At 38.5% G+C, this 10,620-nt stretch carries 6 protein-coding genes and 1 pseudogene; 2 read left to right on the forward strand and 5 right to left on the reverse strand.

Going from position 1 to position 10,620, the window contains the following annotated elements:
- Positions 1 to 77: 77 nt before the first annotated feature.
- The 5 genes from SSIN_RS01040 to wecB form a co-directional block, all read right to left on the reverse strand.
- A complete protein-coding gene (locus tag SSIN_RS01040) occupies positions 78 to 2,858 on the reverse strand; it encodes a cation-translocating P-type ATPase (RefSeq protein ID WP_037614743.1) in 2,781 nt (926 codons plus the stop codon).
- 181 nt (positions 2,859 to 3,039) lie between these two features.
- Entirely contained in the window at positions 3,040 to 4,110 is a 1,071-nt protein-coding gene (locus SSIN_RS01045) for a family 8 glycosyl hydrolase (protein WP_156956260.1), read from the reverse strand.
- A 41-nt stretch (positions 4,111 to 4,151) separates the two neighbouring features.
- Entirely contained in the window at positions 4,152 to 5,462 is a 1,311-nt protein-coding gene (locus tag SSIN_RS01050; protein WP_037614748.1) for a glycosyltransferase family 2 protein, read from the reverse strand.
- Between the two features lie 142 nt (positions 5,463 to 5,604).
- The gene (locus SSIN_RS01055; RefSeq protein WP_037614750.1) at positions 5,605 to 6,384 is read right to left on the reverse strand and encodes a hypothetical protein; all 780 of its coding nucleotides are present in this window, start codon (positions 6,382 to 6,384) and stop codon (positions 5,605 to 5,607) included.
- On the reverse strand, positions 6,384 to 7,538 hold the full coding sequence (gene wecB, locus SSIN_RS01060; RefSeq protein ID WP_037614752.1) for a non-hydrolyzing UDP-N-acetylglucosamine 2-epimerase: 1,155 nt from the start codon (positions 7,536 to 7,538) through the stop codon (positions 6,384 to 6,386). The genes SSIN_RS01055 and wecB overlap by 1 nt, the downstream gene beginning before the upstream one ends.
- A 416-nt stretch (positions 7,539 to 7,954) precedes the next feature.
- Here wecB and SSIN_RS10440 point away from each other — a divergent pair.
- Positions 7,955 to 8,797: pseudogene (locus SSIN_RS10440) on the forward strand (IS30 family transposase); the annotation flags it as partial.
- A gap of 535 nt (positions 8,798 to 9,332) precedes the next feature.
- Positions 9,333 to 10,568, forward strand: coding sequence for an ISL3 family transposase (locus SSIN_RS01070; RefSeq protein ID WP_037614754.1), 1,236 nt, complete (start codon positions 9,333 to 9,335; stop codon positions 10,566 to 10,568).
- Positions 10,569 to 10,620 lie beyond the last annotated feature (52 nt).

The raw sequence follows: 10,620 nt of genomic DNA on the forward strand, positions 1-10,620 counted from the left end.
CTTATCTCATTTTTCACTTAAAGCCTTGACAGACTTGACAAATGGTAGAAAAGAGCCATAAAAAGCAAGCCACTGACTTACTTTTTATCAAATAAGCGATATCTGATTTCTTCCAAAGCCATAATAACAAAGGGACAAGCAAGTAAATAGAGCCAATCATCAAGTCCAATTGGGGCTGTGTTAAATAGCGTGTGGAAGAGCGGTAGATAAGATAGGATAATAAAGAGAAAAATTTCTAGAACAATTCCTAAGCTAATAATCCTATTAGCAAAAGGTTTAACTTGGAATATAGAGCCCCTACCCTTACGACTATTCATAGCCATACCAATCTGAGTAAAGATAATAGCTCCAAAAGTCATGGTGGTTGCCTCCCGGTAGAGGGGACCTGAACTAGTCAGGTGGTTCAAATTTCCTTGATTTACCCAATAATTAAGGAAGAAAGCACCCATAGCCAAGCTTGCTTCAATCAATCCATACCAGACAAAAGCTTTAAGCAATAGTTGGCGATTAAGTAAGCGGTCCGATAAACGTCTTGGTGGCTTGTCCATCACTCCTTCTTCAGGCGGTTCAACCCCCAATCCCAAAGCAGGTACCATATCTGTTCCTAAGTCAATAGCTAGGATTTGCATAACGGTTAAAGGAAGAGGAATGCGCCCCAAAGAGAACAAGAAGAAGGCAGATGGTACAGCTTCCGGTGTATTGGAATTAAAAATATAGGTCAGGAATTTTTGAATATTTCGATAAACGGCACGTCCCTCTTCAACAGCATGGACAATAGAAGCAAAGTGATCATCCGTTAAAATCATATCGGCAGATTCCTTGGCGACGTCAGTTCCAGATATTCCCATAGCTACCCCGATATCAGCCTTTTTCAGAGCAGGGGCATCATTTACTCCATCACCAGTAACAGCAACAACTTCACCAAGTTCCTGAAGTGCATTGACTACACGATATTTTTGTTCAGGGGCTACACGGGCAAAAACAATCTCACCTTTAAGCGCTTCTTTAAGCTGATCGTCATCCATGTCAGCCAGTTCAAGTCCTGAAACAACACGCGCATCATCACCCTGCACAATTCCGATTTTCTTGGCAATACTAAGAGCCGTCAAGCCATAGTCACCTGTAACCATGATAATACGAATATTAGCTCGGTGACATTTTGCAATAGCTTCACGTACACCCTGACGTGGGGGATCACTCATGGCAACAAGACCCAGAAAAACCATATTTTCTTCCAAAGTCTGCATATCCCACTTGTCTTCTCCAATATGATCACTTTCTAAGGGTCTATAAGCCACAGCTAAAACACGCAAGCCGTCACGAGCAAATTTATCGTTAGCAGCAAGAATAGCCTGACGTTCTGCAGCAGTCATAGATTTGATTGCCCCTTGACCATCATAATAGTCTGAGCAAAGTTCCATCACTTCTTTAGGCGCACCCTTAGTGATGGAAATATGGTGACTGCCATCTAGACCTTTTTCGAGACTATGTACCGTTGTCATTCGTTTACGATCAGAATCAAAGGGAATTTCTTTGATACGAGGAGCCCAAGCGTGATTTTCATTTAAATTAATCCCTGCTTTTTCGGCTAAAACATTAAGACAAGCCTCAGTCGGATCACCTAAAATCGTATAATTGGGATTATCAGCACTAGGTTCCACAACCTGTGCATTACTAGCCAAATGAGAAAAGCGAACCAAACGATTCACGAGGTCATTCTCCTTCAGAGAAACAGGGCGGCCATCCTTCTCAATATGCCCTTCTGGTGCATAACCTAGTCCAGTTACCTCATAATTACCTGACAAGGTCCATAAATGATTAACTGTCATGGCGTTTTGAGTTAGGGTCCCTGTTTTATCTGAGCAAATAACAGAGGTCGCTCCAAGAGTCTCAACCGAAGACAACTTCTTAACCAAAGCATGATCCTTAGCCATGCGCTGAACGGCCATGGCTAGAGATAGGGTAACCGTGGGAAGAAGCCCCTCAGGAATAAAGGCAACAATCATACCCAGGGCAAAGATAAAGGCTTGAGACAAAGGTTGGTGAACAAATAGGGTTGCTGCAACCATAAAGAAGAGACCAACAGAGACTGCAATTACTGAAATTTGCTTGGTCAAATGATCTAATTCTTTCTGAAGAGGGCTTTTTTCCTGAGTAAGGTTTTGTGTCAAATCTGCAATTTGTCCAAACTCTGTTTCCATTCCGATAGCAGATACTATAAAACGCCCAGACCCAGAAGAAACTGTAGTTCCAGCAAACACCATATTGTCATATTCTAACTCGGTTTTTTCAGGATCTAAATCCGCTTGGTCTGACTTGTAAATAGGGTTAGACTCACCAGTAAGAGCAGACTGATTAACCCGCAAATCTGTCACGGCAATCAAGCGTCCATCTGCAGAAATACGGTCTCCTTCTTCAATGAAAACTAAGTCCCCTGGCACCAAGTCCTGAGCAAGAATCTTATCTTCCTTCCCATCCCGAAGAACCCGTGTATAAGATGGAAGAAGCTTATTAAGGGCTGCCGTAGCCTGACTTGCTCTATATTCTTGAATAAAACTAAAGAGACCATTAATAATGTTGACCAACCAGATAGCAATCCCCAACTCTAGACTATGAGAAAGCATAGCGATAAAGCCACCAACCCACAATAAGAGGGCCATGAGACTGGTAAAATGTCTGACAAAAGTCAACCAAATAGGTTCTTGTTTACTCTCCTTTAATTGGTTAGGCCCGTAAGTCGCCTGCCTTTTCTGGACTTCTTGTGAGTTTAAGCCTTGAGGACTTGTCTGCAAAATCTGGTAAACTTGTTCAGGGGTATAGGTTCCTAATTTAGCACCTTTCTGTCTAGAATTACTCATAATCCTTTCCTCAATTCTAAATCATTAAAACGATTTCATATTTTCACCCCTATTATACTCCTTTTTTCAGAAAAGGTAAAAAAGGCTCTATAATTTCTGTAGTGGGTAAAACCACCATAGGGATTATGGAGCCTATTTTGCTGTAGAAAAGAGCCAGTAAAACTAGCCCTCTCTTTTCATCCTAGAACATCTCTAGAGCAATCATGGTAATCATCGTTGCATCATAGTAATTATCCAAAGGTAAATCTTGTGTGAAAATGTATTTATTTTGTTGAAGAAGTTTCAGATAACCTTCTCCCTTATCAGAAGCATAGGTAATCGGCGCCAAGAAACTACCTGCCTGGTATTGATTGAGGGCAGTTCCATTCAAGTCATATCCGGCATAAATGCGTTGCTCTTTCATAAAGAAGTTCATCATCTTTTGAACGATTTTTTGACTTCTTTCATCCTGGCTCTGTGACAAGTGATAAGGCAAACGACAAGCGTTATAAGAATACGCCCCATCGTATTGAGATTCAATTGTGTTAGCATCAACAAGGCGCGCCCCTGACTTCTCAGCCCAGATAAAGTCTGGCAAAAGTCCAGTATCAGAATGAGAACTGATTTGCTCCAGTTGATCAAGCATTTTATCTTTAATATCTAGCCATTGTTTATCTCCAGTTAGATTATAAAATACTTGGAAATAATGAGGTAGTGTATCAGATGTTCTCATCAAATAGTAAAAATTCGTATTTTTTTCTGCCCAATTTCCTACCTTTAGAACACCGGTCTCCTCGTTATAATTAAATCGAAGAATATCAATCAAAATACTTTGGGCTTGACCTTCGTATTCCTGTGCTTTATCTGGCCACTGTTTAGCAGCTTCAATCAAGGAATAGGCAATATAGAGATCCCCATCAGTTGCGTTTTGTTTCTCAACCGTTTCACTACCATTTTTGATCACTTGTTTCCAAGACATCAACTGCATTCCTTCGATACGATGATTCTGGTAATAGCGATAAAGACTATCAAAATCTGCTTGTGTTGCTTGCCCTTTTTGGGCTGCTAGAACTGTTATGAGCATTCCGTAACTTTGCGCTTCTGATAGAACTGTTGTTTCCTCAGAGTCATTCGTCGTACGGACATAGGACTGATCACCTTTTGTAACAAGGAACTGTTCACTCCACTGGCTGTAAATTCGATTACGCATCTCAATTTTAGTCCTTCCTCTTGCCAAAAACAAGGTTAAACAAAAGATAGAAAGGATGAGCACAAACCAGACATATTATAATTTATTCGTTTTCATAGAACCTCCTATCCTGCAAATCGTTTAGTTTTAACCCACTTGGTTTCTTTTCGTCGGAGTACTTTATCCAACACGATTGAAGAAATGGAATCAACGGATACAACGATAAACATCTGTGCATAAGAGAAATAGGCTACCAAGGCTAACCAGATTTGCTTCGTAGTAGCTTGTCCAAATTGACTTGCCAATGCAATCATAATCTGCATCAGATACAGACCAATCATGAGAATCCAGTTGAAGAGCATGAACTGGGCAATGTAGATATTATCCGCATCAAAAGCAAATGGAACTCTGACATCTGGGAAGAATAGGTTCAGACAGATTGCTAGCACATTCGCTAGGAAAATCAAATCCGATAGGACAATGGCAAAGTTAAACCAAAAGAAAACACACGAATAGTTAAAAACTTCTAGTTTAACACGCCAGTTTGCTCTGTCAAATAAATGCTTAAAGTTGGATAAAACAACTTCGTAGTTTCCTTTAGCCCAACGTTTTCGTTGCATATAGTAACTCTTTAAAGTCTCAGGTTCTTGTTGGAAGGCCTCTGAGTTATAAGCAAGGGCGATCAATTTCCCACTCTGCATGATTTTGAAGGAAATATCGGTATCCTCAGTCAAGGCACCATTCTTCCAACCACCGATACTCTTTACAAAGTCGGTTTGAATGATAAAGTTGGTTCCTGGAATACGCCCAATTTTAAAGAGATGCCACATCCCAACATGGTGCACCCGTTGAGTAACAACGATTTCTTGGTTGATACAACGAGTCAAGAAATTTTGATTGGCATTTCGGGTCTTGTTCCGACCGAAGGATGCCACGTGGCGTTCTGGGTCTTTCATCACTTCTTTGACCAGGAAATATAAGGCATTTTTTTCAGGCATGGCATCTGCATCATAGACACAGATGTATTCACCTGTTGCCATCTGCAAAGCATCGTTTAGAACACCAGCTTTTCCTCCCGTACCAGTACGATCGATAATAGTAAGATTTCTGCCAGCATATTCAGGCATGGCTTGTACAGACAAACACTCTGAATAGGTGTTGTCCGAACAGTTATCCGAAAACAGGAGTAACTCCACACGATCGTGAGGGTAATTCATATCTAAGATAGCTTTTGCCGTTTGCGCAATAACCATATCCTCATTATGGGCAGGTACAACAATGGTAACCTTAGGGTAATAAGGCAGTGGCGATGTATCCACACGAAAATCACTGTGTTTAAACCAAAAGTGTACTGCTGAAAAGAGAATTACCACCCCCCAAGCTAGAGAAATCCAAATAGTAAGCAGAGTAAAAATCATTAACATTTGACTAATCATGATTCACCGCCTTAAAATTTTTATTCACTCGATGGTAAAGAATATTGTATGCAATAAATAATATGATAAAACAAATGCCAAAGGTGAGACTGAGTCCCAAAGCAATGCCAAAAAATATATCGGTTAGAGTCATGTTTCCCTCCTAATATTCTACAATTACATCTGTCTCTAATTGACGCTTGAGATGACTGGCAACATCCGAGTAGTTTTGGTATTTACTTCTATTATCAGAGTTAATCACCAGGTAACCTGTTTGGAATTGAATTCCTTGGTTGCCATCTTCTCCATGAAAAACTAAACTGCTTAGTTTATCCTGCAAACCACTCAAATAGAGTTCTTTCAAAGAATGTTGGCTACTACTAGATAGAACGAGAAAACTACCATCTGAAACATAATAGAGCTTATCGTTGTCACTCAATTTCTGAGAAATTACCTCTTGAATGCGACTGAGCATCTGGTTATATTCTTTAGGTTTAATCTGGAAGAACAAATCTTCATGCGCCCAATGAATCAATAAAGACTGTACCGTCACATTACTTTGTGCAGTTACCATAGCTTGGTAATCAGCTCGAGCTGCGTCTTCTTGTTCTTGTACTTTTGAGGCTACCTTGAAGAAATAGTAACGAACTTTAAGCAGAATCCCAATCAAAAGTGGAAAACTGACTAATAAGAAGACCAGTTGAATGATTGGGATATAAACTATACCTGCAACCAAAGCAATAAGTCCAAGCCCAAATGTTAAGATAAGGGTCCACGTAAGCAAAAGATCAGATAAGACCAATACTGAAAACAAAGCCAAAGCTAAAAACAAAATTTGTTCTAAAATAATCTCTCGAGCAAAGAAAAAAGAAAGCCCTAAAAGAAGCGACTCACACCCCAGAAAAGCAAGGAGCCAATTCCTAAATTTATTCCATTTTTTCATTACGCCTCATCCCCCTCTTTAAATTCAGATACAGATTCAGCCATTCCAAAATAATGTTGTATAGCACGAACGATTCGTTTAGATGCTCTTCCATCTCCATAAGGATTCGGTGCCTGAGACATTTGTCTATAAAGAGTTTCATCTGTTAAGAGAGCTGTCATAGCTTCTTTCACACGTACTGGATCCGTACCAACTAGCTTCAAAGTACCTACTCTTACTCCTTCTGGACGTTCCGTCGTGTCACGGAGGACGAGGACAGGTTTCCCGAGAGAAGGTGCCTCTTCCTGGACACCTCCAGAGTCAGTCATGATAAAATAGCTTCTTGAAGCTAAATTATGAAAATCGAGTACATCTAAAGGTTCAATCAAGTGAATACGATTGTGACCAGCTAAAATATCTTTTGCTACTTCTTGCACGGCAGAGCTAAGGTGAACAGGATAGACAACTTCAATTTCCTGATGAAGATCGACCATTTCACGTAAAGCTGTAAAGACATTTCTCATTGGTTGACCTTGATTTTCACGACGGTGCATGGTTATCAATACAAGTTTCTTATCTGGATCCAATTGCTCTAGAACTTCATGATAGTAATCCGATTGAACGGTTAGTTTCAAAGCATCAATGGCTGTATTCCCCGTGATGACAATAGCAGACTCAGGATGATTTTCCTTGAGGAGATTTTCTTTACTCTCGCTAGTTGGAGCAAAATAAAGATCCGCAAGGTTATCTGTCATCTGACGATTCATTTCTTCTGGAAAAGGAGAGTATTTATCAAAGGTCCTTAGACCAGCTTCAACGTGTCCGATACGTACCTGATTATAGAAAGCAACTAAACTTGCTGCAAAAGTTGTTGTTGTATCTCCATGAACAAGAATTATATCTGGAAGTTCTTGCTTAACAACTGGATCAAACTTTTCTAAAATTTTTCCAGTAATATCTAAGAGGGACTGATTTTGCCCCATAATATCCAAGTCATAATGTGGCTCGATGCTAAAAGTTTCGAGAACTTGATCTAGCATTTGACGGTGCTGAGCTGTTACAACTGTAATCGTCTCAATGCTGTCACTGTGTTTTTGCAATTCCAACACTAAAGGAGCCATTTTAATAGCTTCTGGTCGAGTTCCAAAAACAACCATCACTTTCAGTTTCTTCATTATCCTATCCTTCTACTATAATAAAATTTGATAAATCATATTAATTTTTATATCAAATAGTTCAGATTTCAATTAATTTGATTTTCTTAACTATTTTACCGTCAATTAATCTATATGTCAATTTTTTTCAAATTATATTATTGCATTTAATTTAATTTAAATAAGCCGTAATCTTTTTTCAATGATACAATTTACAACATGTAAACCTCGTTCCTTAAGATTTTCTTAAATTTTTTTGAAAAAATATTTTTCAAGTATTCTAAAACTTACCATTATCTAAATATTTATTTTTTTCTTAATGATTCAGATAACTATATTTTATCGTTTCCCAATTTGTAAAATTAAGCTAGACAGAAAAAGCCATCTATGTTAGGCTCAGATAAACTACCACATTTGTCTGAAAGGAACTAACATAAATGACCTATACTCATCTTACCACAAACGAGCTTATAATGATAGAGGCTTACTATCAAGAAAACATAAAAGTTTCAGATATTGCGAACGCACTAGGAAGATCAAAACAGACAATCTACACTGTCATCAACTATCTGAAAGAGGGCCACTCTGCTTATGATTACTATAACCGATATAAAGTCAATAAGAAACGCTGTGGCAGGAATAAAACAAGTCTTACACAATCAGAAAAAGATTTTATCCAAACTCATTTGGAACAAAATTGGAGCCTTGATGTCATTAAAGGAACTTATCCAGATAGGATTTCTTATTCTATGAGAACTCTCTATTGACTAGCAGACCGTGGTATTTTCAAGAAAGAGGATCTCCCTTGGAAAGGCAAAAGAAAACCAAATGGTCATAGCGAAAAACGAGGAAAACAAGCATTTCGCAGAGATTTACGTGAGAGAGCAGCCATTTATCCTAATTTTCAGACAGAATTTGGTCATCTAGAAGGGGGTACCATTGTTGGCGAGAAACACAAAAGTGCTGTCATTACCTTAGTAGAACGCCTCTCAAAAGCCATCATCACACTGAAAACTGAGGGACGAAAAGCAAGTGATATTGAGACTTCCATCAATCAATGGTTGTCTCAAGTCCCCAGCCATCTCTTTAAGTCGATAACTTTTGATTGCGGGAAAGAATTTTCTAACTGGAAGTCTATTTCGAATGCGCATGACATTGATATTTTCTTTGCGGATCCAGGATGTCCTGGTCAACGAGGTCTCAATGAACATTCTAATGGCTTATTAAGACGAAATGGATTACCGAAACAAATGGATTTTACTAATATTTCTCAAAATTATGAGGCTGGGACAAAAGTCCGACCTCAAATATAAAAAGCGAACAAAACTAGTTTTCTGGTAATCAGAATTCTGCTTTGTTCGCTTTTTGCATTTAATTATAGATTTGAAAGGCTTAATAATTAAGATTTTTAAAAATTGAAATCTTTTTGTCTCAGCCTCAAGAAATAGAATTCCTAGGAAGTCTTTAAATTATCAATCACCCTACCAAGTTTTTCTGAGTTACTTGAAAAGTCTAACTTAATTTGACAATCTAAGAGATAAAAAGAAAGACCTAGCAAACTAAAAATAGAATCCTACTATGGCCAAAAATATCTGCTTTGGATAGTTCACTGTAAGTGATCTTAATTCACTTTCTTATTTTCTAGCTCATCCGTTGGGGTCAAAAAAAGAGGTCCCCCGGACCTCTTTTTTAGGCTCTATAATATTTGTAGTGGGTAAATCCCCTATGGATATTATGGAGCCTCTTTTGTTGTAGAAAAAAAGTCCCATAAGATCTATAATGAAAAGCAACCAAACCATCATTAGAAAGAATCATATGGAACTATTACATTTTATCACAAAATTACTAGATATTAAAGACCCTAATATCCAAATTATAGATGTTGTTAATAGGGATACCCACAAAGAAATCATCGCTAAACTGGACTACGACGCCCCATCTTGCCCTGATTGCGGAAATCAAATGAAGAAATATGACTTCCAAAAACCGTCTAAGATCCCTTACCTTGAAACGACTGGTATGCCTACCAGAATCCTTCTGAGAAAGCGTCGTTTCAAGTGCTATCATTGTTCGAAAATAATGGTCGCTGAGACTTCTCTCGTCAAGAAAAATCACCAAATCCCTCGTATCATCAACCAAAAGATTGCTCAGAAGCTAATTGAAAAGACTTCTATGACTGATATTGCTCAGCAGCTGGCCATTTCAACTTCAACTGTCATTCGCAAGCTCAATGACTTCCGTTTTAAGCATGATTTTTCGCGTCTTCCTGAGATTATGTCTTGGGACGAGTATTCCTTCACTAAGGGAAAGATGAGCTTTATTGCGCAAGATTTTGACAAACTCAATATCATCACTGTTCTTGAAGGAAGAACACAAGCTATCATAAGAAATCATTTTCTTCGCTACAATCGAGCGGTTCGTTGTCAGGTGAAAATCATTACTATGGATATGTTTAGTCCCTACTATGACTTAGCTAAACAGCTTTTTCCGAATGCAAAAATTGTACTTGATCGCTTTCACATTGTACAACATCTCAGCCGGGCTATGAGTCGTGTGCGTGTTCAAATCATGAATCAATTTGAACGAAAATCCCTTGAATACAAGGCTATCAAGCGTTACTGGAAACTCATTCAACAGGATAGCCGTAAACTGAGTGATAAACGTTTTTATCGCCCTACTTTTCGTATGCACTTAACCAATAAAGAAATCCTAGACAAGCTGTTGAGCTATTCAGAAGACTTGAAACACCACTATAATCTCTATCAGCTCTTGCTTTTTCACTTTCAGAATAAGGAGCCTGACAAATTTTTCGGACTCATTAAGGACAATCTAAAGCAGGTTCATCCTCTTTTTCAGACTGTCTTTAAAACCTTCCTCAAAGATAAAGAGAAGATTATCAACGCCCTTCAACAACCCTATTCTAACGCCAAATTAGAAGCCACTAATAATCTCATCAAACTTATCAAGCGCAATGCCTTTGGTTTTCGGAACTTTGAAAACTTCAAAAAACGGATTTTTATCGCTCTGAACATCAAAAAAGAGGCTCTATAATATTTGTAGTGGGTAAATCCCCTATGGATATTATGGAGCCTCTTTTGTTGTA

Source organism: Streptococcus sinensis (assembly GCF_000767835.1).
Taxonomy (GTDB): Bacteria; Bacillota; Bacilli; order Lactobacillales; family Streptococcaceae; genus Streptococcus; species Streptococcus sinensis.

Excerpts from the sequence above, each read along its gene's own strand:
- SSIN_RS01055 (WP_037614750.1), bottom strand. The coding sequence starts at position 6,384 with ATGAAAAAATGGAATAAATTTAGGAATTGGCTCCTTGCTTTTCTGGGG.
- SSIN_RS01040 (WP_037614743.1), bottom strand. The coding sequence starts at position 2,858 with ATGAGTAATTCTAGACAGAAAGGTGCTAAATTAGGAACCTATACCCCT.
- SSIN_RS01050 (WP_037614748.1), bottom strand. The coding sequence starts at position 5,462 with ATGATTAGTCAAATGTTAATGATTTTTACTCTGCTTACTATTTGGATT.
- wecB (WP_037614752.1), bottom strand. The coding sequence starts at position 7,538 with ATGAAGAAACTGAAAGTGATGGTTGTTTTTGGAACTCGACCAGAAGCT.
- SSIN_RS01070 (WP_037614754.1), top strand. The coding sequence starts at position 9,333 with ATGGAACTATTACATTTTATCACAAAATTACTAGATATTAAAGACCCT.